Raw genomic sequence first — 22,909 nt, 5'->3', positions numbered from 1 at the left:
GAGCTAGTCGAGTAACGCGCGCGCTGCAAGGAACGAAATGGAACAGTCGAAGATGGAAGATTTCGTCGCCAACGCCGCCCTGCTGGCGGCGCACCTGACGGACCAGTGCAACAGGGCCGCCAACGCACAGGAGGCGTCCGCGCAGGAGCTCAAGTCATCCGCGCTCGATGTCAGGAAAGCCTTCGAGGAAGGCACGCGCGAGATGGGTGATCACGCGCGGCGTGCGATGCGGGAAGCGCTGGCCCAGGAGGTTCCCGCGGCCACGCAGAGCATCGACGAGACGGTGTCGAGGCTGCGCCAGGCGATCGAGAAGCTCGATCACGAACAGTCGACATTCGCCAGACGTACGCGTTTTCTCGGCGCGCAGTCGGTGGGCGCACTCGCAGCGGCCTGTGTCCTGATGGTCGCGGGCACCGGTTACGTTGCGTGGCACAACGTGAAGCGCTCGGAACAGGCGAAGGTGGATGCGGAGGTCCTGGAGGCGTTGCAGCACGTCACCATCACGTCCTGTGGCGGGCAACCCTGCATCCAGTTGCAGGATGGATTGCCCCGCTGGCAGAAGAACGACCAGTACGTCCTCATCGAGACCGCAAGGCAGGAAGGCAAGACCGCTGGCGGCCGCTGACGCCGCAGGCACATCATCAGGGAACGACCACAGGGGGCAACTTGGGCAGTACACGCGTTGTGATCATCCTGGCGCTCGCCGCGCTCGCGGCCGTCGGCGCCCTCTATCTTTCCGGCTATCTCGCGCTGCTGTTCCTCGGGCTCGATGGCGGCCTCGTCGGTGCAGGCACCTATTTCGAGTATCTCAGGCACCTGGACCATCCCCGCGTGCAGCCCTATGCATGGCGCATCAAGACGGCCGGTGCGGTGGGTGGTGGCGTGATGTTGCTCGTGTGGGCAGCGCTCGCCGTGATGGTCTACAAGCTGCGCAGCTACCGGAACCTGCATGGTCGCGCGCGCTTTGCCGGCATGATCGATCTCGCCAACAAGGGCTTCCTGTCCAGCAAGGACACCGGCATCGTCGTCGGCCAGATGAACGGCAAGCTGCTGCGCCTGCCGGGGCAGCAGTTCGTGATCCTCGCGGCGCCGACGCGTTCCGGCAAGGGCGTCGGCATCGTCATTCCCAATCTGCTCGACTATCGCGAGTCGGCGGTGGTGCTGGACATCAAGCAGGAGAACTTCGATCTGACCTCCGGGTGGCGTCGCTCGATTGGCCAGGAGGTCTACCTGTTCAATCCGTTCGCCGAAGACCGCCGCAGCCACCGATGGAATCCGATGACATACGTCTCGCCGGATCCCGCCTTCCGCGTCTCCGATCTCCAGAGCATCGCCGCCATGCTGTATCCGGATGGCGACGACAAGGACAAGTTCTGGGTCAGCCAGGCGCGCAACGCGTTCCTCGCTTTCACCCTCTATCTGTTCGAACGGCACGACCGGGACCACGCCGCCGAGAAGCCGACACTGGGAGCAGTGCTGCGGCTCGCGTCGGGCGATGGTGGCGAGTTGAAGCCGTATCTCCAGAAACTCGTCGAAGCGCCCTGGTTGAGCGCACAGGCGCGGACCGCCTTTGCGGGCCTGCTGTCGCAGGCGGACGTTACCTTCGCCTCGATCATCGGCTCGTTCCGGGAGCCGCTGAATCCGTGGTTGAACCCGGTGCTGGACGCGGCCACCAGCGCCGACGACTTCCGCCTCGATGACGTCCGCCGCCGCCGCATGACGATCTACGTCGGCATCCAGCCCAACAAGCTGGCGGAAAGCCGACTGATCGTGAACCTCTTCTTCAGCCAGCTGATCAACGTCAACACCAAGGTGCTGCCGCAGAACGACCCGAGGCTGAAGCACCAGTGCCTGCTGTTGATGGATGAATTCACCGCCATCGGCCGCGTCGACATCATCGCGAAAGCGGTGGCGTACATGGCCGGCTACAACCTTCGCCTGCTCCCGATCATCCAGTCGATGGCGCAGCTCGACGCCGTGTACGGCAAGGAGCTGTCGCGCACCATCATCACCAACCATGCGCTGCAGATCATCTATGCGCCGCGCGAGCAGCAGGACGCCAACGACTATTCGGAAATGCTGGGCTACACCACCATCAAGCGCCGCGCCCGCACGCGCTCGCATGGGCAGGGACGCAACGTGTCCGACAACGAGGTACTGGAGAAGCGCGCACTGATGCTGCCGCAGGAGCTGAAGGCGATGGGGCCGGAGAAGGAGATCGTGCTGTACGAGGGTCTCGCCCACCCCATCCTGTGCCGCAAGGTGCGCTATTACAAGGACAGTTACTTCACCAAACGGCTGCTTCCCAAGGTCGATATCGATCCCCTGCGGATCTGAGGGCGGCAGCGCTGGTACGGGCGGAGGTCCGCGGTAGAATCCCGCCATCCGTCCGCCCGAGACCCCGCCCCATGCAGTGCCCCAAGTGTCACAGCGCGATGGAACTGATCCCCATGCCGCAGGCCCACGTCCATCGTTGCACGCAGTGCAAGGGGCTGTGGTTCGAGATGGTGGACCACGAGACGCTGAAAGATCGTGCGGACGAGATCGACATCGGCGACCCGGCCGTCGGCGAGCAGTACAACAAGGTCGACCGGATCGACTGCCCTGCCTGCGTCGGCGAACGCCCGCTGATCCGCATGGTCGATCCGCTGCAGCCGCACATCTGGTTCGAGAGCTGCAAGGGCTGCTATGGCCGTTTCTACGACGCGGGCGAGTACCAGGATTTCGCGGAGATCGAGCTTGCGGACCTGGTCAAGGACTGGAACGCGCCGGAACGGATCTGATGCACCTCGCGCGCGCATTCGAGCAGTACGCCGTTGTCGCCGGGCCTGTGCACTGAGCGCCGATCACCACCTGATTCCGATGGCGAGCCAGGGCCTGCGCTACGCTGCCGTACCGCCGCGGTCCTTGCAGCCCCAGTTGAGGATGGGCGTGCCCGGCGGCAGGACGCGACGGAACATCGCCACCCGCGTGGTCTTCGGATTGACCACCACGGGCGCGCGTGCCGCTTTCAGAAGCGGCAGGTCGGCGCTGCTGTCCGAGTACGCCACCGCGACCTCACCGTAGCCGCGCTCGCGCAGCATGCGCATCTTCTCTTCGTTGTGGCAGTGGCGCGTGGCGACCACTGCACCCAAGCGGGGCCCGACGGCGGTACCGATGACCGGCACGTCCTCGTGGGCGACGAAACTCAGGATCGCACGCGCCAGTTCCGGCGGCGCGCCGGTCGCCACCACCACGTTGTCGCCGCGGGCGCGGTGGTCGCGGAAGACATCAAGCGCGTGCGGCAGCAGGCGCTGTTGGACTTCGTCGCGGTGCTTCGCGACGTACTGGTCGATCAGCGCATCGAAGCTGCGCCGACCATGCAGGCCGAACGTGCCGATCCAGATGTAGCCGGAGATCCCGCGACGGCGCGTCGGCAGGAAGGCCACCATCGGCCCCAGCACGACCGATGCCGCCAGCGCCACCGCCGCGCGCAGCGGATTGCGCTGGATCAGCCACCTGACCAGATGGCCGCCGGAATCGCCGTCGTACAGCGTATGGTCGAAATCGAAAACGACGACCGGCGCCTCGGCGCGCGGTATCGGATAGCGAGCGTCCGTCATGCGGCGAAGAATAGCTGACGCAGCGCCTCGCCGGGCTCTTCCGCGCGCATGAACGTCTCGCCGACCAGGAATGCATCCACGCCGGCGGCGCGCATCGTGGCGACATCCTCCGGTACCAGGATGCCGCTCTCGGTCACCAGCAGGCGGTCCCGCGGCACCGCATCCTTCATCTCCAGCGTGGTCTGCAGCGACACCTCGAACGTGCGCAGGTTGCGGTTGTTGATGCCGACCAGCGGGACAGGCACCTGCAGCGCACGCTCAAGCTCATCGATGTCGTGCACCTCCACCAACACATCCATGCCCAGCTCCATCGCCAGCCCGGACAGATCGACCAGCGCGCCGTCGTCCAGCGCCGCCACGATCAGCAGAATGCAATCCGCGCCGAGCACGCGCGCCTCGTAGACCTGATACGGGTCGACGGTGAAATCCTTGCGCAACACCGGCAGCGTGCAGGCATCGCGCGCCTGCTTCAGATAGTCGTCGGCACCCTGGAAGAAGTCCTGATCGGTCAGCACGGACAAGCAGGCTGCGCCACCGAATTCGTAGCTCACCGCGATGTCGGCGGGACGGAAATCCGGACGGATCACGCCCTTCGAAGGGCTGGCCTTCTTCACTTCGGCGATCACGGCGGGGTCGCCCTGGGCGATCATCGCGTGGAGCGCATCGGCAAAGCCGCGCGTCGGCGATGCCTCGGCGATGCGCGCCCGCAGGTCATCCAACGGAACGCGCGCACTGCGTTCGGCGATCTCCTCGGCCTTGCGGGCGAGGATGGTGGTGAGGATGTCGCTCATGTGAATCCTGGTTCGGCTCCCTTGCCGGGAACAGCACATTGTCGCATCCGCTACGCTTCAGGAGGGGCTTCGGCGCGGTCCCAACCGTAGGCGCGCTCGACCTTGGCCACCCGCAGCTCGAAGTGGTCGTACCAGTCGCGCCGCCCCTGCTCGCGTGCCGCGGTGTGTTCGGCATGGTGGCGCCAGGCGCGGATCGCGTCCTCGCTCTCCCAGTACGCCACGGTGATGCCGAACCCATCCTCGCCGCGCGTGGATTCCACCCCAAGGAATCCCGCTTGCTGCACGGCCAGCTCGACCATGCGCTCGGCCATGGCGCCGTATCCTGCATCGTCATGTGCATTGCGCTGCGACGAGAAGATCACCGCGTAGTACGGCGGCTTGGGCAGTCTGGCGAATCCGCTGGCGGCCATGTCAGTGCGTTTCCTGTTTTCCCAGTGCCTGCGTTGTGGCCACGAACTGATGCAGCCGCGCCAGCGCCCTGCCGCTGGCGATGGCGTCGCGCGACCGCGCGATGCCGTCTTCGATACTTTCGGCGACGCCGGCGACGTACAGGGCCGCACCCGCATTCAGCACGACGATCTCGCGCGCGGGACCCGGACGGTTGTCGAGCACCCCCAGCAGCATCGCCTTCGACTCCACAGCATCGGCGACGCGGAGGTTGCGGCTCGCGGCCATCGCGATGCCGAAGTCCTCGGGGTGCAGCTCGTACTCGCGTACCTGCCCATCGCGCAGTTCGCCGACGAGTGTCCCGGCGCCGAGCGACAGTTCGTCCATGCCGTCGCGGCCCCACACCACCATCGCCCGTTCGGCGCCGAGCTCCTGCAGCACGCGCGCCTGGATGCCGACCAGGTCGGGATGGAATACACCCATCAGGATGCTCGGCGCGCCGGCCGGATTGGTCAGCGGACCCAGGATGTTGAAGATCGTGCGCACGCCCATCTCGCGACGGACGGGCGCCACGACCTTCATCGCCGGGTGGTGGATGGGTGCGAACATGAAGCCGATGCCGGACTGCACGATGGACCGTGCGACCTGGTCGGGCTGCAACTCGATGTTGACGCCCAGTGCTTCCAGCACGTCCGCGCTGCCCGACTTCGAGGACACGCTGCGGTTGCCGTGCTTGGCGATCTGCGCGCCGGCAGCGGATGCCACGAACATCGAACACGTGGAGATATTGAACGTGTGCGAGCCGTCGCCCCCGGTGCCGACGATGTCGACCAGATGCGTGCGGTCTGGCACCTCGACGGTGCGCGAGAACTCGCGCATCACGGTGGCGGCGCCGGCGATCTCGCCGACGGTTTCCTTCTTCACGCGCAGGCCGGTCAGGATCGCCGCACTCATCGTCGGCGACACGTCGCCGCGCATGATCTGCCGCATCAGGTCGACCATTTCGTCGTGGAAGATCTCGCGGTGCTCGATCGTGCGCTGCAGGGCTTCTTGGGGGGTCAGGGGCATGTCGGCTCCGTAGGGTGGGCCTTGGCCCACCGGTGTGGCGATGGCGGGCCGAGGCCCGCCCTACATCATCGTTCGAGGAAGTTCTTCAGCAACGCATGGCCGTGCTCGGTCAGGATCGACTCGGGATGGAACTGCACGCCCTCGACCGGGAATTCGCGGTGCCGCAGGCCCATGATCTCCTCGAAGCTGCCGTCTTCGTTCTCCGTCCATGCCGTGACTTCCAATGCGTCGGGCAGGCTGCTGCGCTCCACCACCAGCGAGTGGTAGCGCGTGGCCTCGTACGCATCCGGCAGGCCGGCGAACACGCCCTTCCCCTCGTGGCGGATGCGGGACGTCTTGCCATGCATGATGCGGCCCGCGCGGATGACATTGCCGCCATAGGCCTGGCCCAGGCTCTGGTGGCCGAGGCAGACACCGAGTATCGGCGTGTTCCGACCCAGCCGTTCAATGATCTCCAGTGACACGCCGGCTTCGTTCGGCGTGCACGGGCCGGGCGAGATGACGATGCGCTCGGGCGCGAGCTTGGCGATCTGGTCCACCGTCATCGCATCGTTGCGCACCACCTTCACCTCGGCACCCAGCGACTGCAGGTACTGCACGAGGTTGTAGGTGAAGCTGTCGTAGTTGTCGATCATCAACAGCATGGGACGGTACTCAGGGCGAAATCAGGAAGATGGCGTACACGTTCTCGGTGAACGTGATCGTGCCGGTCTGCAGCGTCTCGGGCGCGATCCGGGTGCCGGTAACTTCGACCGTGGCGCCGATGTCCGCTGCCGGCGCGGGTGGCGCGGGCGGCGTCACGCCCGTGTCGTCGTCTGCCGCAGGCCACATGCCCGCCTGGACACCGTAGGCAAAGCTCGGTGCGACATCGGAGATGGTGTAGAGACCGGCAAGGCGGGTGCCGTAGGCGGAGGCCAGGCCCTCGGCGGACCGGCGCGACTGCTGCGCGGCTTCGCGCTTGAGTTCCGCGCCCAGGCCGGCGGCGGCCGCGTATCCCGAACGGATGCCGGTGATCTGCAGTTCCGGGCCGGATTCGACGCCGGACAACACGGCGCGCACATCCTCGAGCCGGACGAACGTGGCACGTAGCCTGCGGACCACCTTGGTTCCCTTGAACACCTGCTTCCCTTCCTCGAAGGCATGCTCAGGGGAAATGGACAGCGTCGACGCATGGATGCTGTCGGCGAGTGCGCTGTTCGCCTTGAAGAGGGCGAGCACCGTTGACACGTTATGCTCGACCTTCGCGCGCGCATCCCCGGGGGATGGCATCGTGGACTGCACGAGGAAGTCCAGGGTGAAGCGGTCCGGCATGACGGTCCGTTCGGCCTGGCCCTTCACGAGCAGGTGCGGCTGGGAAGGCAGCGTGTTGACTTGTGCGGACAGGTGGGACGACCACAGCAGGGTGGTGACCAGCAACAGGCAGCGAACGTTCATCGGACCTCTCCGTGGGTGGACCCTGGGGTGGAACGCACCGGCGGCGACAGCGGGGTTGCGTATCCGCTCACTCGGCGGCCCTCTCGTGGCGGATGTGTGCGAGAACGTCCGCGAATGCCTCGATGGTGGACTCCGGCGTCGCCCACGATGTCGTCAGCCGGATTACGGTGGTGGCGTCGCCGCGCCGCTCCCAGGTTTCGAACTCGACCCGCTGTTGCAGGCGCTCGACGACGGCATCGGGCAACACCGGGAACACCTGGTTGCTGGGCGAGTCCACCGCCAGCGGCACGCCCGCCTGCTGCAGGACCCCGCGCAACCGTTCGGCCATGACGTTGGCATGCGTCGCCAGCACGAAGTACAGGCCGTCCTCGAACAGGGCCTCGAACTGCGCACCGACCACCATGCCCTTGGCGAGCATCGCGCCGCGCTGCTTGATGATGTGGCGGAAATCGGCGCGCAGTGCCGGATTGATGATCACCAGGGCCTCGCCCAGCAGCGCACCGTTCTTGGTGCCGCCGATGTAGAACGCGTCCGCTTCCGCCGCCAGCAGGGCCAGATCCACATCGTTGTCCTGCGTGGTCAGCGCTGAACCCAGCCGCGCGCCGTCCACATAAAGCAGCAGATCGCGAGCACGGCAGAACGTGCCGAGTGCATGCAGCTCCGCCGCGCTGTAGACGGTGCCCCACTCGGTGGTGTTGGAGATGTAGACCAGCCGGGGCTTCACCATGTGCTCGCTGGCGTGGCCGTCGATACACGGCTGGATGAGCGCCGGGCTCAACTTGCCGTCCGGCGTGGCGACCGTCAGCACCTTGTGCCCACCGGCCTCGATGGCGCCGGTCTCGTGCGTGGCGATATGGCCGCTGGCCGGCGCGATCACGGCCTCATGCGGACGCAGGAAGGCCGCGAGCGCGACGAGGTTGGCCTGCGTGCCGCCGGCAAGGAAATGCACGTCGGCGTCCCGGGCGAGACGGTCGCGGATCAGGGCCGCGGCGCGGACGCTGTGGACATCCAGCCCGTAGCCGCGGTTGATCTCGGCACTCGCCACGGCGAGCGCCTGCAGCAGGCGCGGATGCGCACCCTCGCTGTAGTCGTTGCGCAGGCTGATCCGGGCACCCTCGACCGCGGTCTCCATCACAGCCCCTTCGCCGCTTCAGCCACGGCGCGGAACAGCGCACGCCCCTTGTTCATCGTCTCGTCCCATTCCTTCTCGGGATCGGAGTCGTAGACGATGCCGGCACCGGCCTGCACGTGCAGGCGGCCATCCTTGATGACGGCGGTGCGGATGGCGATGGCGGTGTCGGCATCGCCGTGCCAGCCGATGTAGCCGATGCTACCGGCGTAGACGTTGCGCTTGATCGGCTCGAGTTCGCGGATGACTTCCAGCGCACGGATCTTCGGCGCACCGCTGACCGTGCCGGCGGGGAACGTCGCGCGCAGCACGTCGGCGTAGCTCAGTCCGGGCAGCAGCTTGCCGGTGACTTCGCTGACGATGTGCATGACGTGGCTGTAGCGCTCGATGACGAACTGCTCGCCCACCTGCACCGTGCCGGCTTCCGACACGCGACCGGTGTCGTTGCGGCCCAGGTCGATCAGCATCAGATGCTCGGCGCGTTCCTTCGGATCGGCGAGCAACTCGGCTTCCAGCGCGAGATCCTCGTCGTGCGTCTTCCCACGCGGACGCGTGCCGGCGATCGGGCGCACGGTGACTTCGCCCTGCTCCAGGCGCACCAGGATCTCGGGCGACGAGCCCACCACCTGCACATCGCCGACGTCGAGGAAGTACATGTACGGCGAGGGATTCAGCGCACGCAGCGCGCGGTAGACATCCACCGGCCGCGCATTGAACGGCACGCTCAGGCGCTGGCTCAGCACCACCTGGAAGATGTCGCCGGCACGGATGTATTCCTTCGACTGCTCCACCGCGGCGATGAAGCCGTCATGGGTGAAGCCGGAGACGAAGTGGCTCTCGTCCAGCACATCGCGGGCGATCGGCGTGGGATATGAACCCGGCTGGCGCAGCTTGGCGGTCAGTGCGTCCAGCCGCGCCTGCGCCTGTTCCCACGCATCGGCTTCGCGCGGATCGGCGTGCACGATCAGGTAGAGCCGGCCCTTGAGGTTGTCGAACACGGCCACTTCTTCCGACAGCATCAGCAGGATGTCGGGCGTGTCCAGTTCATCGGGCTTCGCGCCCGTCGCCAGCCGGGGCTCGATATAGCCGATGCATTCGAAGCCGAACCAGCCGACCAGGCCGCCGGTGAATCCGGGCAGACCCTCGAGCTTCGGCACCGCGTAGGCGGCGCGCAGCGCCTCGACTTCGGCGAACGGATCGGCGACCTCGCGCGTTTCGACCCGTTGGCCGTGGTCGTGGATCTGCAGCGTGTGGCCCCGGAACGTCGCCACGCGGCGCACGGGCAGGCCGATGATGGAATAGCGGCCGAAGCGCTCGCCACCTTCCACCGATTCGAACAGGTAGGTGTATGGCGCGTCGGCGAGCTTCAGGTAGACCGAGAGCGGCGTGTCCAGGTCGGACAGCACTTCACGGACGACAGGGATGCGGTTGGAACCTTCAGCAGCGTACTGCTGGAACTGGGCGTGCGAGATCAAGCGGGCTTTCCTTCCGGAACACGGTGACGGTGCGGGCGACGGCAACGGGCCACCATCGCCAGCCATGGCGTGCGGAATCTTTGGAAAGCGGGAGCGCGGGATGGGACACGGGCCTACTTTACCCGACGCATCGGGCCGACGACCACTGGGGAACGCATGAATTGTTGCCGTCATCCGCGCGGCGTTCAACAGACGCACGTCTGGTCAGGCGGGAATGACGAGCAAGCGAGCGCTTTCAGCGCTTCCCTAAGGTTGCATCCGCAACGGACAGGGTGCCGGCAGATGCATGCGGACCCGGCCGGGGACGCACTCGATGCGGAAACGGCGGGACTGCACGGGCTCGCCGTCCAGATTGAGGGTCAGTGGCTGGTCCGCGTCCAGTTCCACCCAGGGCAGCCGTGCGCGGGTGGCGACGCGGTCCAGCGCCGCGTGCTTGCCGTCCTTGACCAGCGTCCCGAGGGTGGCGGCGACTTCGCCGGACAGCTCCGGCACGAGCGTCACGTCCAGCAGGCCGTCATCGACCAGCGCATCCGGGCACAGCGCTTGCCCGCCGCCGGCCTGGCGCCCGTTGCCGATGCCGAGTGCAATGAAGTCGCCCCGCCAGTCGAACTCCGGGCCGCGCACGCGCGCGGTCATCGGCTCGATGCGCCCCAGCCTGGCGATACCGGTGATGAGATAGGCAAGACCGCCGAGCATCTTCTTCAGGCCTTCGTCGGTTTCCACCGTCACCTCGGTACCGAAGCCGCCACTGGCGAGGTTGGCGCACCAGTGCACACCGTCGTCGGCCTCGATGCGCAGCAGGTCCAGCGGCACGGCGGCCGCCGCGTGGACGAGCTGCAGCGCAGGCAGCGCGTCGTCCGGAATTCCGGCGGCGGTGGCGAAGTCGTTCGCGGTGCCCAGCGGCACCAACCCGAGCGAAGGCAGCGCGTCGGCTCTCTGGTCGCGGTGAGCGAGGGTCGTCGCCACTTCGCTGAGCGTGCCGTCGCCGCCCCCGGCGATGACGGTGTCCACGCCATCGGCGATCGCCTCCGCGACATAGCGCTCGGCGTCGCCATCCTCCCAAGTCACCCGCACGTCAAGGGCGATGCCGTCTTCGCGCATCTTCGCCACGGCCTCGCGCAGGTCGTCATCGCCGGCGGACTTGCCGTTGAGGATGAGGCGCCAGCGGGGTGTGGTCATGGGGGGTCCTTGGTGGAAGCGCCGAGCATAGCGTTTCCCTCTGTAGGAGCGACGTGAGTCGCTACCGCACGTTATGGCTGGCAGGGAAGCCGCGGACCCGTAATCCGGGAACTCGAAGTCAACGGTCGCGACTCACGTCGCTCCTACAAGGGCAAAGCCGCTGTCACGGACCCGTCACAGTCGGTCCGTAGTATGGAAGGCCATAGCAGGGACGACGGGCGGAGGCAGGATCAGCCTCCAATTCTTCCGGGGCGGTGGCGAAAGCCATCGCCTTTTTCAATGTAGAGCCGAGCCTGCTCGGCTGTTTGCAAGGCAAGCGGAGCAAGCTCCGCTCTACGCACCCGTCAGCTGCGCGCATGCGCCACGGCCTGGCGCATGCGATCGATCACGTCCTTGTAGTCCGGTGCATTGAAGATCGCCGAGCCGGCGACGAAGGCATCCGCGCCCGCAGCCGCGATCTGGCCGGTGTTGTCGGCCTTCACGCCACCGTCGATCTCCAGGCGGATGTCCTTGCCGGTCTTGTCGATCATCGCGCGCACGGCCCGCAGCTTGTCCAGCGCCGACGGAATGAAGGCCTGCCCGCCGAAGCCCGGGTTCACCGACATCAGCAGCACCAGGTCCAGTTCCGGCAGCACCCAGTCCAGCACTTCGACCGGCGTGCCGGGGTTGAGCACCAGGCCGGCCTTGCAGCCCAGCGACTTGATCAGCTGGATCGTGCGGTGCACGTGCTTCGAGGCTTCCGGGTGGAAGCTGATGATGCTGGCGCCGGCTTCGGCGAAGTCCGGGATGATGCGGTCCACCGGCTCCACCATCAGGTGCACGTCGATCGGAGCGGTAACGCCATGCTTGCGCAGCGCGCTGCACACCAGCGGGCCGATGGTCAGATTGGGGACGTAGTGGTTGTCCATCACGTCGAAGTGGACCCAGTCGGCGCCAGCCTTCAGCACGTTGTCGACTTCCTCGCCGAGGCGGGCGAAGTTCGCGGACAGGATCGACGGGGCGATGATGCAGTTCGACATGGAGAGGCTCACTTGCGCTTGCGCTGGGTCTTGATGCGGTCGTAGGCGGCGTTGATCTCGCCGGCCTTCCGTTCGGCCTGGCGGCGCAGGTCTTCCGCCGCGCCGGCCATCTTGTCGGGGTGGTACTGGGAAATGAGCCGGCGGTAGGCCTGGTCGACCTCGGCATCGCTGGCGTCGCTGGTCAGGCCGAGCGCGCGATACGGATTGTCGCGGCCGAGCCTGAACCAGTCCTCGTCGAAGGCATGGCCGATGATCAGGCCCACCAGGCCGCCCAGGGGATGGCGCATCAGCAGCCAACCGGCCACGAATCCCAGCAGTTTTCCGTACCAGCGCTTCATTCGGCCCGCCTTCTCCGGCAATCGCGGCATTTTACGGCACACGCCGCCCGTCAGCCCGTACACTACGCGGCCCGGTCAGGTACCCGGCCCCGCCACCGCGGGTAGACGGCCGCCCCGGGGCACGGGCGCACGGCCTGCCGCACGCCCCCACGACGCTGTACCGCTTCGCTGGTTTCCGGACTCCCCAAGGAGTGTTTGTGCCCACGACGTTGCTTCAATCCGATCTGCCCGGCCTCACCCTGCGCCATCGCGGCAAGGTCCGCGACGTGTTCGACCTGCCCCGCGAGCGCCTGCCCGCCGATGCGCCCCCGGGCGATTACCTGCTGATGGTCGCCACCGACCGCCTCAGCGCGTTCGACGTGGTGCTGCCCGATCCCATCCCCGGCAAGGGCGAGATGCTCTGCCAGATCTCCAACTTCTGGTTCGCCAAGACCGCGCACCTGATGCCGAACCACCTGACCGGCATCGACGTGGCCAGCGTGCTGCCGGCCGGCGTGGACGCCTCGCTGTACGCCAAGCGCGCGGTGGTGACGAAGAAGCTCAAGCCCGTGCCGGTGGAAGCCATCGCGCGCGGCTACCTGATCGGCAGCGGCTGGAAGGATTACCAGCGCACCGGCAAGGTCAGCGGCATCGAACTGCCCGACGGCCTCCGCCAGGCGGAGAAGCTGGCCGAGCCGATCTTCACCCCGTCGACTAAGGCCGCGGTCGGCGACCACGACGAGAACATCGACTTCGACGCCATGGTGAAGACCGTCGGCGCCGAACTGGCCGAGCGCGTGCGCGACGCCACCCTGCGCATCTACCGCTTCGCCGCCGATGTCGCCGCCGAACGCGGCATCCTGCTGGCCGACACCAAGTTCGAGTTCGGCACGGACGAAGACGGCCGCCTCTACATCATGGACGAGATGCTGACCCCGGATTCCTCGCGCTACTGGCCCGCGGACCAGTACGAAGTCGGCACCAGCCCGCCGAGCTACGACAAGCAGTTCGTGCGCGACTACCTGGAAACGCTGGACTGGAACAAGACCGCGCCCGGCCCGGCGCTGCCGGCCGAGGTCATCGAGCGCACCCGCGCCAAGTACGCGGAAGCGCTGCAGAAACTGGCCGGCATTGTCGTCGATTGACTCCTGTGGGAGCGACGTCAGTCGCGATGGAAGGCCGCGGCCAGACTGATCGCGACTGACGTCGCTCCCACAGTCGAACCTCTCCACCGACCTGACGGCCGGGCCGGCAGCGCCCGACGGGCTGGGGTATGCTCCATACCCTGCCGCATTGCCATCCTCGGGAGGGATGAATGAACGCGACCGCGCAACGTCCGGTGGACCGCTGGTTCGCCAGTTATTCCGGCGACCACGTCAACGAGACCAACCAGCTGATCCACGTGTTCGCCGTTCCGGCGATCCTGTGGACGGTGGTGGCGCTGCTCTGGTGCATCCCGGTGTTCGGCACCTGGGTGAAATCCGGGATGTGGGCGGCGCTGGCGATGTTCGGCGCGTGGATGTACTACTACAAACTCTCGCGTCCGCTGGGCTTCGGCATGCTGGCGATCTTCATCGCGATGGCGTGGCTGACCCGCTGGCTGGAAGGCCTGCTCGGGCTGCAGAACCTGTTCTTCCTCGCGGTGACGGTGTTCGTGGTGGCGTGGATCGCCCAGTTCATCGGCCACAAGATCGAAGGCAAGAAGCCCAGTTTCCTGACCGACCTCACCTACCTGCTGATCGGGCCGGCCTGGGTGCTCAGCAAGTTCTACCGGAAGATGGGCTGGAAGTACTGAGTGGGGCTGAGCTGAGCTTGCTTGGCTGATGCCGTGCACGGCATCGATCTGAACTGCGAACAGCAGCGGAGCAAGCTCCGCTCTACGATCCCACCGCACGCTTGTCGACGATGAATTTCCGCGGCGCGTAGCCGAAGTCGCGTCGCGCCGGCGCCGCATCGAACACTAGGTCGTCGCGCATGCGGGCCACTGCATCGTCGGTGAGGCCGCGCATCATGCCCGCCAGGCGGGACAGCGACAGCACGGCCCTGAACACGGGCATCGGCAGCGTCCACAGCTTCACCGGCGGATTGAGCGACGCCAGCGTGCGCGCCACCATGTCGCTGTAGGCCAGCGTTTCGCCTCCCGGCAGCGAATAGGCATGTCCGTGGGTGGCGGATGCCTCCACGACGGCGAGTGCTGCCATCGCCAGATCATCGACGTGCACCGGCTGGCGCTTGCCCTCGGCGCCACGCGGCAACACGAAGAAGCCCACGCGCCGCGCCATCGCCGCGATTCGCGCGAGCGTCTGGTCGCGTCCGGCGCCATAGACCAGGGTCGGACGCAACAACGTTGCTGCGGCGCCATGGGCCGACGCGGTCTCGAATACGGCTCGTTCGGCGGCCTGCAGCCGCGCGACGACGTCGCGCTCATGCGCGTCGCCTGACGCTTTCTTGGTATCAAGGCTGGTGGACCCGAAAGCGACCACGCGCGGGGCCGCGACGCGTCCCTGCACATACCATCGTGCAAAGCCGTCCAGCGGGCCGGTGCTGAAGATCACGTCGACGCGATCGGGCAAGCCGTCGATGGCGGCGAACTCACCCGGCAGCCACTGCACGTTCGACGACGGAGGACGCGGCGCCCGCGATACCGCGAACACCTGCCACTGGCCGGCATCCAGCCGGGCCAGCAAGGCCTCGCCGATCTGGCCGCTGGCACCGAAGACGAGGGCGGTACGCATTGCGGATCAGGCGTCCCGGCCGGCGTCTTCGTCGACCGCATCGACGGGGTTGGCCGGTTCGCCGCCCGGCATCGGGGGACGCTCCGCCATGTGCAGCGACAGCGCGGCCTTCGCCATCAGGTGTGCACTGATCGGCGCGGTGATGAACAGGAACGCGGTGATCAGCAGTTCGCGTGGCTGCGGATCGGTGCCGCTCAGCGCGTGATAGCCGACCGACGCGATCAGCATGCAGCCCACGCCCAGCGTACTGGCCTTGGTGGGGCCGTGAAGGCGCTTGAAGAACTCCGACAGCTTCAACAGGCTGAAGGAGCCGACCAGGATGAAGAAGCTGCCCACGGCCAGCAGCAGTACAAGCAGGATGGCGAAGACCCAGCTCATTCGACGATGTCCCGGCGCAGCACGTACTTGCTCAGCACCACGGTGCCGACGAAGCCCAGCATGGCGATGATCAGCGCCGCCTCGAAGTAGACCGCCGTGCCCAGGTACATGCCGAACAGCACCAACTGCGCGATCGCGGCGACGAACAGCGTGTCCAGCGCGAGGATGCGGTCGGGCACGCTAGGCCCGCGAACGAGTCGCACGAGTGCCAACAGCATCGCCAGCCCGACCACGTGCATCGAGCCCACGATCGCGTACATCACTAGCGCCTGCGGGGTCACGGGAATATCTCCATCAGCGGCATTTCATAGCGTGTCTTGATCTGCCGGATCACCTCGTCGGCATCATCCAGGTTCAACACATGCACCAGCAGGTGGCTCCGGTCATCCGACAGCACCGACGACACCGTGCCGGGCGTCAGCGTGATGATGCTGGTCAGGGCCGCAATGCCATGGATGTTGTTGATGTCGAGCGGCACCCAGATGAAGCCGGGGCGGATGTTCCGTTCGGGACCGAGCACCTGCAGCGCCACGGTGACGTTCGCCTGCACGATGTCTAGCGCCAGCACGCCCAGCATGCGCGGCACGCTGCGCAGGCGGCCGATGCTCGCGAACTCGCGGTCCAGCCGTGCGGCGAAGGGAGGAATCAACAACGCCAGCAGCAGCGCCATCGTCACCTGGCCCGCGCTGATCTCGTCGTTCATCAGCAGCCAGAAGCAGAACACCGTCACGCTCAGCGGCAGCGACGGCAGCAAGCGCTTGCGCAAGGTCGCAGCCATGCTCAGGGTTCCCTCAGGATGGGCGCGGCGGCGCGCATGTGATCGACGTAGTCTTCGGGCGCCTGCAGCTGCGCCGCAGTGGCCCGCGTGTAGTCCAGGATCGGCGACGCAGCGAGCACCAGGGCGATGCCATAGGCGAGCAACAGCACGACGGCCGCCGTCTCGAGCGGACGCGAGGGTGCCACCGCCACCTGGTCGGCAGGCATGAATGCTTCCTGCCGTTCCGCACTCGCGTCCGGCCACGGCTCCACGCGCCAGAACAACCGCGTGCCCGCGCGCGCCAATCCAACCAGCATCAGGAAACTGGTGCCCAGCACCAGCGCCCAGATCCAGAACGTACGCGGACCGGAGGGCACCGCTTCCAGCAGCAGCAGCTTGCCGATGAAGCCCGACAGAGGCGGAAGGCCCGCCAGCGAAACCGCAGCGACCAGGAACAGCAGGCCCGGCACGGTCTTGTCGGGCAGCGCCGCGATCACGTCCTTGCGGTCGCTGGCACGGCCACGCCGGCGACGGATCAGGTCCGCCAGCAGGAACAGTGCGGCACCTGCGAAACTGCTGTGCACCAGGTAATACAGCCCCGCACCGATCGTGCCGGCGGTGTGCAGCGCGAACGCGACGAACAGCGTCGCTGCCGAGCCCAGCACGAGATACGCGGCCAGCGCACGAAGCCGGTTCGCCGCCAGGACGCCCAGCGATGCCAGCACCAGCGTCGCCGCGCCCAGCGCCAACAGTGCGGGCCAGGCGAACCCGTCCAGCGGTCCCGCTGCGCCGAAGGTCAGCGTGCCCAACCGCAACACCGCGTACAGGCCGACCTTGGTCATGATGGCGAACAGGCCGGCAACCGCTGCCGGCGCGTGGGTATAGGTTTCGGGAAGCCAGAAATACATCGGCAGCAACGCCGCTTTCGCGCAGAACACCACGAACAGCAGGCCTGCCGCCGCCTGCACCAGCGCGATGTCGCCCGGCGGCAGTTGCGCCACCCCCACCGACAGCTCGGCCATGTTCAACGAGCCAAGCAGTCCGTACAGAAGTCCCAGCGCAATCAGGAACAGTGTCGACGCCGCGATGTTGAACGTCACGTAATGCAGGCCCGCCCGCATGCGCTCGCCACGACCACCGCTGAGCATCAACCCGTAGGACGAGATCAGCAGTACTTCGAAGAACACGAACAGATTGAAGATGTCGCCGGTCAGGAACGCGCCGTTCAAGCCCATCAGCTGGAACTGGAAGAACGCGTGGAAGTGCGGTGCGCGCCTGTCCCAGCCGGCGCATGCGTGCAGCAGGCAGGCCGCACCCAGCAGCAGGCCCACCAGCAGCATCAGGGCAGACAGCCGGTCCACCATCAGCACGATGCCCAATCGCGCCGGCCAGTCGCCGAGCAGGTAGACCGAGACCTCGCCGGACCCCGCGGAAGCGACCAGCACGCAGGCCACGGCCAGCATGGCGAAGATCGAGGCCCACGCGACGATGCGCTGCGGGACCATGCCGAACCGGCGGTGTTCGAAGAACAGCGCGATCGACGCGGCGAACAGCGGGATCAGGATCGGCAGCACCGGCAGGTGGCTCATGCGCGTGGCTCCGCCTCATCGGCCTTGGCGGCATCGCGGGCTTCATCGTGCCGGCGCTGCTCGGCGGCGAGGAACGCACGCTCGGCCCTGCTGCCGTCGACATGGTCGCTGTCGTTGTCGCCACGGCTGCGGATGGCCAGCACCACGGTCACCGCCGTCATCGCGAAAGCGATCACGATGGCCGTCAGCACCAATGCCTGCGGCAGCGGATCGGTGTAGTTCGCCAGGGTCGGCGCCACGCCGTCGCGCAGCACCGCCGGCTTGCCGGGCACCAGCCGACCGCCGCTGAAGATCAGCAGGTTGGTCGCATACGATAGCAGCGTAAGCCCCAGGATGACGTCAAAACTGCGCGCACGCAGCAGCAGGTACACCCCGGCTGCGGTAAGGATGCCGATCGCGCTCGCCATGGCCAGTTCCATCAGCGCAGTTCTCCGGTACGGGTGGAGCGTTCGCCCGGCTCCATCACGCCCAGGTGCGAGACGCGCGTGCGCGAGGGCTTGATAGTGCCCATCATCGACAGGATCAGCATTGCGCCACCGAACACCACCAGGTAGACGCCGGTGTCGAAGCCGATCGCGCTGGCAAGGGGCACCTTCCCGATGATCGGCAGCTCGAGATCCAGATGCCCGCTGGTCAGGAACGGCACCCCGAAGCCCATCGACGCCACCCCGCTCAGGCCGGCGACGAGCAGGCCCACGCCGATGCAGCGCACGTAGTCGAAACCGAAGCGGGACTCGACCGACGCCGCGCCCTGGATCACGTACTGCACCAACAGAGGTACCGCCAGTACGAGGCCGGCGATGAAACCGCCACCCGGTGCGTTGTGGCCGCGCAGGAACAGGAATACGGAGACGGTCAGCGTGAGCGGGAACATGATCTGCGCCAGGTCCGCCGGTACCGGCAGCGGGATCGGCGGGCCGGACATGATCTTCTCCGGCGCCATCCGCGCGCGGCGCAGCAGCGCATGCACGATCAGCGCGGCGATGCCGAACACGGTGATCTCGCCGAACGTATCGAAGCCGCGGAAATCCACCAGGATTACGTTGACCACGTTGCTGCCATAGGCCTCGGGCAGCGAACGCGCCAGCAGTTCGCCGCTGATCGTGTCGCCCGGCCGTGTCATTACCAGATAGGACAGTACGCCCGTGCCGATGCCCGCCGCGAGCGCCACCACGATGTCGCGCACGCGGCGGCGCGGCGTGCGCTCGGGCGGCGAGCGCGGCGGCAGATAGTGCAGGCCCAGCAGCAGCAGGACCAGGCTGACCATTTCCACCATCAACTGCGTCAGGGCCAGATCCGGCGCCGACAGGAACACGAACGTCAGGCTGACCACCAGTCCCGCGCCGCCGAGCACCACGACGGCGAGCAGCCGTTGCCGGTACAGGCGGATCGTCCACACCGCGCAGGTCACCAGCACCAGCCACAGCAGCCAGCCGAGCAGCGGCATTGGTTGCGGCGCGCGCCACGACAGCGGCAAGGCATCACTTGCGACGAAGGGCGCCGCGCCAGCCGCAATCGCCGCCAGCACCAGGAGCATCAGGCTGCGCTGCAGGCTGCCATTGGCGAGCCTGGCGGTGAAACGGCCCGCCAGCGCATAGAGCGCCTCCATGTTCCAGCGGAACACGACGCGTCCGAACGACTGCCGTGCGATGGCATGCAGGTCGAACAGACGGCGCAGCCCGAAGTACAGCGCGATGCCAACCGCGATGCCCGCCAGGCTCATCAGCAGCGGCGTGTTGATGCCGTGCCAGACCGCCAGGCTGTAGGCGGGCATGGCCTCGCCGAGGATCGCTCCGGCACCGGCATGCAACACCGGCGCCACCGTCCAGGCTGGGAACATGCCCACCGCCACGCAAAGCACCACGAGCACCTCCACCGGGATCTTCATCCAGCGCGGCGGCTCGTGCGGCGTGACATCCAGGGCGCGCGGTCCCTGGCCGAAGAACGTTTCGTAGACGAAGCGCAGGCTGTAGGCCACGCCGAAAATACCGTACAGCAGCGCGGCGACGGCGATCGCATTCCGCATCGCACGGTGCCCGGGGATATCGATCGCCTCGGCGAAGAACATTTCCTTCGACAGGAACCCGTTGAGCAGCGGAATGCCTGCCATCGCAAGCGACGCGATGATCGCCAGCGCACTGGTCCACGGCAGGTAGCGCCGCAGGTTCCCCAGCCTGCGCATGTCGCGGGTGCCCGTCTCGTGGTCGATGATGCCCGCCGCCATGAACAGCGACGCCTTGAACGTGGCGTGGTTGAGGATGTGGAACACGCCGGCCACCACGGCCATCGGCGTGGAGATGCCGAACAGCAGCGTGATCAGGCCGAGGTGGGAGATCGTCGAATACGCCAGCAACCCCTTGAGGTCGTGCTGGAAGATGGCGTACCAGGCGCCAACCAGCAGCGTCAGTGCGCCGACGCTGGTCACCACGTAGAAGAACAGGTCGGTGCCCGCAAGCGCAGGATGCAGGCGCGCAAGCAGGAACACGCCGGCCTTCACCATCGTCGCCGAATGCAGGTAGGCCGACACCGGCGTGGGCGCCGCCATCGCATGCGGCAGCCAGAAATGCAGCGGGAACTGCGCGCTCTTGGTGAACACGCCCGCCAGCACCAGCAGCAGGGCCCACGGATACAGCGTGCTCGCACGGATCAGGTCGCCCGACGCCAGCACGATATCCAGGTCGTAGCTGCCGACGATGCGGCCGATCAGCAACACGCCGCCCAGCAACGCCAGTCCGCCCGCGCCCGTGATCGCCAGCGCCATGCGCGCACCTTCACGCGCATCCTGGCGATGCGACCAGAAGCCGATCAGGAGGAACGAACTGATGCTGGTCAGTTCCCAGAACACCACCAGCAACAGCAGGTTGCCGGCCAATACCACGCCGAGCATCGACCCCATGAAGAGCAGCAGGCTGGCGAAGAAGCGCGGCGCGCTGTCCTTCTCGCTGAGGTAGTAGCGCGCGTACATCACCACCAGCGCACCGATCGCCAGCACCAACCCGGCGAACATCCACGCCAACCCGTCCAGGCGCAGCGTGAACGCGAGACCGATCTGCGGGATCCACGCATGATCGGCGCGCAGGTTCCACCCTTGCAGCACGCTCGGCGTCATCCACGCCAGCAGCACCAGACCCAGCAGCGGTGCGAGCCCGGCCAGCCATGCGGTAGCGCCGCGCGGCAGGCCGCGCGCCAGCGCCACCACCAGCGCGAGCACGAAGGGCAGCGCCAGCAGGATTTCAAGGAAAGGAATCATCTACCGCCTTGCGTTGCAGGGAATGCGTCATTCGCGAGCAATCGCCCCGAGTTTAACAAACCCGTTCACATAAGCCTGACCCCGCGGTTCAGGTCAGGCGAGCAATGCGATCTCCAGGATCAGCCAGCCGACGAAGGCGGCGAGCAGGATGCCGCCTTCCACGCGGCTGATACGCAGGTCGCCGCGCAGCATGGGATACAGCACCAGCACGAACGCGATGGCCGCCGGCAGTTCCAGCCGCACGAAGGACTCCGGCAGCGCCAGCGGACGGAATGCCGCCATGCCGCCTACCACCACCAGCAGATTGAACAGGCTGGAGCCGATGACGTGGCCGGCGACCATGTCGCCCTGTCCACGCCGCGCCGCCATGGCCGCGGCCGCGATCTCCGGCAGCGCCGTGCCGATGGCGACCGGCAGCAGGCCGGTGAGCAGCGGCGACAACCCCCATCCCTCCCCGATCACCGGCGCCGCCTGCACCACGTAGCGTGCACCGAAGTACAGCAGGGCCGCCGCCACCGCGAATCGCAGCAGGTTCAACCAGAGCACGATGCGCGTGCTGGCGAACGCCTCGACGTCGGTCCGCACCGCCTGCGCTTCGCGTGGCGCGCGCGCCAGCAGGAACGCCAGCGCCGCGACGAAACCCAGCAACAGCATGCCGCCTTCGACGCGACTGACCACGCCATCCAGGCCGAACACGATCAGCCCCAGCGAGGCCAGCGCCAGAAAGACCAGCAACGGGGACAGCACGCGCAACCGCACGAGCACCGGCGCGGCGAGCGCCGCCACGCCCAGCGTCAGGCCCAGGTTGACGATGTTGCTGCCTACCGCATTGCCGAGAGCGAGTTCCTGCGCCCCGACCCAGGCCGCGCGCGCATTGACCGCCAGTTCCGGCAACGACGTGCCGAACGCGATCAGCAACAGGCCTGCCACGAAGGGGGACGCGCCAATCCGCTGCGCCAGCCCGGATGCGCCCTTGACGATCGAGTCGCCGCCCAGCGCCAGCAGCACCAGTCCCAGCGCGAAATATCCCCAGGCTTCCGTCATCGCACGACCCCTTCCCGTGTGGTGTGCGGCGATTCTATGCCTGCGCGCGACGGTGGAGCCAGCATGGGCACCGCCGCGCGGCGGAATGGCTCAGGAACAGCCTTCCACGTAGTCGACCTGCGGCGACAGGCCCACGCGCCAGGCGGTGACCTTGCCGGATGCGTCGGCCTCGAACACCAGGCGGGTCGGTGCCACGTCGCCCGCGTCCATCGCCAGGTACTGGCCACCCTGCGTGTACTTGTGCGGCGAGGCCTTCAACGCGCCGCCATAGAGCTTCTGCAATTCATCGATGCCCATCCCGACCTTGCCGCCACCCGGCGCGGTTTCCTTGTCGGTGCCGACGTCGTAGCGGACGAACTTGCCTTCTTCCATCATGAAAGCGAAGTCGGCGGGGCGGGTGATCCACTTCGGCCACAGGTAGTGGCAGGTGGTGCCCTCCATCGGCGCGCCATTGAGTTCACCGCCCCATGCCGCGCGTGCCTCATCGACCGTGCTGCCCAGCTTCATGTCGCCGTAGCCGAGGAAACTGGCCTGGGTGACCGGACCGGCGGGCGCGGCGGTGTCGTCCACGGCGGGCGTCGGTGCCGGGGCTTCCGCCATCGGTGTGCTGGTCGCCGTGGTCGTCGGCTCGGCTGGCGGCGTACCGGCTTCTTCGCGCTGGCACGCGGACAACAAGGTGACGACCATCACGATCGGCAGCATCGACTTCATCGGCTCTCTCCATTGCACAAACCTGAATCGTAGCGTTCACGCGT

25 protein-coding genes are annotated in these 22,909 nt (G+C 67.0%); 5 read left to right on the top strand and 20 right to left on the bottom strand.

Going from position 1 to position 22,909, the window contains the following annotated elements:
- Positions 1-37: 37 nt before the first annotated feature.
- From CYU89_RS06365 to CYU89_RS06355, 3 genes are all read left to right on the top strand, one after another.
- The gene (locus tag CYU89_RS06365) at positions 38-625 is read left to right on the top strand and encodes a hypothetical protein (RefSeq protein WP_296279474.1); all 588 of its coding nucleotides are present in this window, start codon (positions 38-40) and stop codon (positions 623-625) included.
- Between the two features lie 59 nt (positions 626-684).
- The gene (locus CYU89_RS06360; protein ID WP_296279828.1) at positions 685-2,337 is read left to right on the top strand and encodes a type IV secretory system conjugative DNA transfer family protein; all 1,653 of its coding nucleotides are present in this window, start codon (positions 685-687) and stop codon (positions 2,335-2,337) included.
- Between the two features lie 71 nt (positions 2,338-2,408).
- Positions 2,409-2,783, top strand: a complete 375-nt coding sequence (locus CYU89_RS06355) for a zf-TFIIB domain-containing protein (protein ID WP_296279472.1) — start codon at positions 2,409-2,411, stop codon at positions 2,781-2,783.
- 99 nt (positions 2,784-2,882) lie between these two features.
- On the opposite strand, the gene CYU89_RS06350 is transcribed toward CYU89_RS06355, so the two are convergent.
- The 11 genes from CYU89_RS06350 to CYU89_RS06300 all read right to left on the bottom strand — a co-directional run bounded on the left by CYU89_RS06350 (position 2,883) and on the right by CYU89_RS06300 (position 12,422).
- Entirely contained in the window at positions 2,883-3,602 is a 720-nt protein-coding gene (locus tag CYU89_RS06350; RefSeq protein WP_296279470.1) for an HAD-IB family phosphatase, read from the bottom strand.
- Positions 3,599-4,393 carry an indole-3-glycerol phosphate synthase TrpC gene (gene trpC / locus CYU89_RS06345; RefSeq protein ID WP_296279468.1) on the bottom strand — a complete coding sequence of 265 codons (795 nt, stop codon included), beginning with the start codon at positions 4,391-4,393 and terminating at the stop codon, positions 3,599-3,601. The genes CYU89_RS06350 and trpC overlap by 4 nt, the downstream gene beginning before the upstream one ends.
- 50 nt (positions 4,394-4,443) lie before the next feature.
- A complete protein-coding gene (locus CYU89_RS06340; protein ID WP_296279466.1) occupies positions 4,444-4,803 on the bottom strand; it encodes an antibiotic biosynthesis monooxygenase in 360 nt (119 codons plus the stop codon).
- A gap of 1 nt (position 4,804) precedes the next feature.
- On the bottom strand, positions 4,805-5,848 hold the full coding sequence (trpD, locus tag CYU89_RS06335; protein WP_296279464.1) for an anthranilate phosphoribosyltransferase: 1,044 nt from the start codon (positions 5,846-5,848) through the stop codon (positions 4,805-4,807).
- Between the two features lie 65 nt (positions 5,849-5,913).
- Positions 5,914-6,492 (bottom strand): aminodeoxychorismate/anthranilate synthase component II, encoded by a 579-nt coding sequence (locus tag CYU89_RS06330; protein WP_296279462.1) that lies wholly within the window; start codon positions 6,490-6,492, stop codon positions 5,914-5,916.
- Positions 6,493-6,502: 10 nt separating this feature from the next.
- On the bottom strand, positions 6,503-7,282 hold the full coding sequence (locus CYU89_RS06325) for an SIMPL domain-containing protein (RefSeq protein WP_296279460.1): 780 nt from the start codon (positions 7,280-7,282) through the stop codon (positions 6,503-6,505).
- 67 nt (positions 7,283-7,349) lie between these two features.
- The gene (locus CYU89_RS06320; protein ID WP_296279458.1) at positions 7,350-8,414 is read right to left on the bottom strand and encodes an aminotransferase class I/II-fold pyridoxal phosphate-dependent enzyme; all 1,065 of its coding nucleotides are present in this window, start codon (positions 8,412-8,414) and stop codon (positions 7,350-7,352) included.
- The gene (gene trpE, locus CYU89_RS06315; protein WP_296279457.1) at positions 8,414-9,886 is read right to left on the bottom strand and encodes an anthranilate synthase component I; all 1,473 of its coding nucleotides are present in this window, start codon (positions 9,884-9,886) and stop codon (positions 8,414-8,416) included. Before trpE ends, CYU89_RS06320 begins: the two co-directional genes overlap by 1 nt.
- A gap of 246 nt (positions 9,887-10,132) precedes the next feature.
- The gene (gene yegS / locus CYU89_RS06310; protein WP_296279455.1) at positions 10,133-11,065 is read right to left on the bottom strand and encodes a lipid kinase YegS; all 933 of its coding nucleotides are present in this window, start codon (positions 11,063-11,065) and stop codon (positions 10,133-10,135) included.
- A 344-nt stretch (positions 11,066-11,409) separates the two neighbouring features.
- Positions 11,410-12,084 carry a ribulose-phosphate 3-epimerase gene (rpe, locus tag CYU89_RS06305; protein ID WP_296279453.1) on the bottom strand — a complete coding sequence of 225 codons (675 nt, stop codon included), beginning with the start codon at positions 12,082-12,084 and terminating at the stop codon, positions 11,410-11,412.
- 8 nt (positions 12,085-12,092) lie between these two features.
- Positions 12,093-12,422 carry a DnaJ domain-containing protein gene (locus CYU89_RS06300; protein WP_296279451.1) on the bottom strand — a complete coding sequence of 110 codons (330 nt, stop codon included), beginning with the start codon at positions 12,420-12,422 and terminating at the stop codon, positions 12,093-12,095.
- A gap of 197 nt (positions 12,423-12,619) precedes the next feature.
- On the opposite strand from CYU89_RS06300, the gene CYU89_RS06295 reads away from it, so the two are divergent.
- Positions 12,620-13,546 (top strand): phosphoribosylaminoimidazolesuccinocarboxamide synthase, encoded by a 927-nt coding sequence (locus tag CYU89_RS06295; protein ID WP_296279450.1) that lies wholly within the window; start codon positions 12,620-12,622, stop codon positions 13,544-13,546.
- A gap of 170 nt (positions 13,547-13,716) precedes the next feature.
- On the top strand, positions 13,717-14,196 hold the full coding sequence (locus CYU89_RS06290) for an Mpo1-like protein (RefSeq protein WP_296279447.1): 480 nt from the start codon (positions 13,717-13,719) through the stop codon (positions 14,194-14,196).
- An 82-nt stretch (positions 14,197-14,278) separates the two neighbouring features.
- Here the strand turns inward: CYU89_RS06290 and CYU89_RS06285 are convergent, their stop codons facing one another.
- The 9 genes from CYU89_RS06285 to CYU89_RS06245 form a co-directional block, all read right to left on the bottom strand.
- Positions 14,279-15,136 (bottom strand): NAD-dependent epimerase/dehydratase family protein, encoded by an 858-nt coding sequence (locus CYU89_RS06285; RefSeq protein ID WP_296279446.1) that lies wholly within the window; start codon positions 15,134-15,136, stop codon positions 14,279-14,281.
- Between the two features lie 6 nt (positions 15,137-15,142).
- Positions 15,143-15,514, bottom strand: coding sequence for a Na+/H+ antiporter subunit G (locus CYU89_RS06280; RefSeq protein WP_296279444.1), 372 nt, complete (start codon positions 15,512-15,514; stop codon positions 15,143-15,145).
- Positions 15,511-15,774, bottom strand: coding sequence for a K+/H+ antiporter subunit F (locus tag CYU89_RS06275; protein ID WP_296279827.1), 264 nt, complete (start codon positions 15,772-15,774; stop codon positions 15,511-15,513). The genes CYU89_RS06280 and CYU89_RS06275 overlap by 4 nt, the downstream gene beginning before the upstream one ends.
- A gap of 17 nt (positions 15,775-15,791) precedes the next feature.
- A complete protein-coding gene (locus tag CYU89_RS06270; protein ID WP_296279442.1) occupies positions 15,792-16,292 on the bottom strand; it encodes a Na+/H+ antiporter subunit E in 501 nt (166 codons plus the stop codon).
- A gap of 2 nt (positions 16,293-16,294) precedes the next feature.
- Positions 16,295-17,860 (bottom strand): monovalent cation/H+ antiporter subunit D, encoded by a 1,566-nt coding sequence (locus tag CYU89_RS06265; protein ID WP_296279440.1) that lies wholly within the window; start codon positions 17,858-17,860, stop codon positions 16,295-16,297.
- Positions 17,857-18,279, bottom strand: coding sequence for a Na+/H+ antiporter subunit C (locus CYU89_RS06260; RefSeq protein ID WP_296279438.1), 423 nt, complete (start codon positions 18,277-18,279; stop codon positions 17,857-17,859). Before CYU89_RS06260 ends, CYU89_RS06265 begins: the two co-directional genes overlap by 4 nt.
- A complete protein-coding gene (locus CYU89_RS06255) occupies positions 18,279-21,110 on the bottom strand; it encodes a monovalent cation/H+ antiporter subunit A (protein WP_296279436.1) in 2,832 nt (943 codons plus the stop codon). Before CYU89_RS06255 ends, CYU89_RS06260 begins: the two co-directional genes overlap by 1 nt.
- A 93-nt stretch (positions 21,111-21,203) precedes the next feature.
- A complete protein-coding gene (locus tag CYU89_RS06250; protein ID WP_296279435.1) occupies positions 21,204-22,154 on the bottom strand; it encodes a sodium:calcium antiporter in 951 nt (316 codons plus the stop codon).
- 90 nt (positions 22,155-22,244) lie between these two features.
- Positions 22,245-22,865: a lectin gene (locus tag CYU89_RS06245; RefSeq protein WP_296279433.1), complete on the bottom strand. Its 621-nt coding sequence runs from the start codon at positions 22,863-22,865 to the stop codon at positions 22,245-22,247.
- Positions 22,866-22,909: the final 44 nt, after the last annotated feature.

This window comes from Pseudoxanthomonas sp. (assembly GCF_002863005.1).
GTDB lineage: Bacteria > Pseudomonadota > Gammaproteobacteria > Xanthomonadales > Xanthomonadaceae > Pseudoxanthomonas_A.
The sequence above is the reverse complement of the archived record's forward strand: the minus strand, read 5'-3'. Positions and strand labels throughout refer to the sequence as shown.

Excerpts from the sequence above, each read along its gene's own strand:
- CYU89_RS06275 (WP_296279827.1), bottom strand. The coding sequence starts at position 15,774 with ATGTACGCGATCGTGGGCTCGATGCACGTGGTCGGGCTGGCGATGCTG.
- trpC (WP_296279468.1), bottom strand. The coding sequence starts at position 4,393 with ATGAGCGACATCCTCACCACCATCCTCGCCCGCAAGGCCGAGGAGATC.
- rpe (WP_296279453.1), bottom strand. The coding sequence starts at position 12,084 with ATGTCGAACTGCATCATCGCCCCGTCGATCCTGTCCGCGAACTTCGCC.
- CYU89_RS06260 (WP_296279438.1), bottom strand. The coding sequence starts at position 18,279 with ATGGAACTGGCCATGGCGAGCGCGATCGGCATCCTTACCGCAGCCGGG.
- CYU89_RS06350 (WP_296279470.1), bottom strand. The coding sequence starts at position 3,602 with ATGACGGACGCTCGCTATCCGATACCGCGCGCCGAGGCGCCGGTCGTC.
- CYU89_RS06265 (WP_296279440.1), bottom strand. The coding sequence starts at position 17,860 with ATGAGCCACCTGCCGGTGCTGCCGATCCTGATCCCGCTGTTCGCCGCG.
- CYU89_RS06285 (WP_296279446.1), bottom strand. The coding sequence starts at position 15,136 with ATGCGTACCGCCCTCGTCTTCGGTGCCAGCGGCCAGATCGGCGAGGCC.
- CYU89_RS06320 (WP_296279458.1), bottom strand. The coding sequence starts at position 8,414 with ATGGAGACCGCGGTCGAGGGTGCCCGGATCAGCCTGCGCAACGACTAC.
- CYU89_RS06355 (WP_296279472.1), top strand. The coding sequence starts at position 2,409 with ATGCAGTGCCCCAAGTGTCACAGCGCGATGGAACTGATCCCCATGCCG.
- trpD (WP_296279464.1), bottom strand. The coding sequence starts at position 5,848 with ATGCCCCTGACCCCCCAAGAAGCCCTGCAGCGCACGATCGAGCACCGC.
- CYU89_RS06280 (WP_296279444.1), bottom strand. The coding sequence starts at position 15,514 with ATGAGCTGGGTCTTCGCCATCCTGCTTGTACTGCTGCTGGCCGTGGGC.
- CYU89_RS06245 (WP_296279433.1), bottom strand. The coding sequence starts at position 22,865 with ATGAAGTCGATGCTGCCGATCGTGATGGTCGTCACCTTGTTGTCCGCG.
- CYU89_RS06250 (WP_296279435.1), bottom strand. The coding sequence starts at position 22,154 with ATGACGGAAGCCTGGGGATATTTCGCGCTGGGACTGGTGCTGCTGGCG.
- yegS (WP_296279455.1), bottom strand. The coding sequence starts at position 11,065 with ATGACCACACCCCGCTGGCGCCTCATCCTCAACGGCAAGTCCGCCGGC.
- CYU89_RS06290 (WP_296279447.1), top strand. The coding sequence starts at position 13,717 with ATGAACGCGACCGCGCAACGTCCGGTGGACCGCTGGTTCGCCAGTTAT.
- CYU89_RS06330 (WP_296279462.1), bottom strand. The coding sequence starts at position 6,492 with ATGCTGTTGATGATCGACAACTACGACAGCTTCACCTACAACCTCGTG.
- CYU89_RS06325 (WP_296279460.1), bottom strand. The coding sequence starts at position 7,282 with ATGAACGTTCGCTGCCTGTTGCTGGTCACCACCCTGCTGTGGTCGTCC.
- CYU89_RS06270 (WP_296279442.1), bottom strand. The coding sequence starts at position 16,292 with ATGGCTGCGACCTTGCGCAAGCGCTTGCTGCCGTCGCTGCCGCTGAGC.
- CYU89_RS06365 (WP_296279474.1), top strand. The coding sequence starts at position 38 with ATGGAACAGTCGAAGATGGAAGATTTCGTCGCCAACGCCGCCCTGCTG.
- CYU89_RS06340 (WP_296279466.1), bottom strand. The coding sequence starts at position 4,803 with ATGGCCGCCAGCGGATTCGCCAGACTGCCCAAGCCGCCGTACTACGCG.
- CYU89_RS06300 (WP_296279451.1), bottom strand. The coding sequence starts at position 12,422 with ATGAAGCGCTGGTACGGAAAACTGCTGGGATTCGTGGCCGGTTGGCTG.
- CYU89_RS06255 (WP_296279436.1), bottom strand. The coding sequence starts at position 21,110 with ATGATTCCTTTCCTTGAAATCCTGCTGGCGCTGCCCTTCGTGCTCGCG.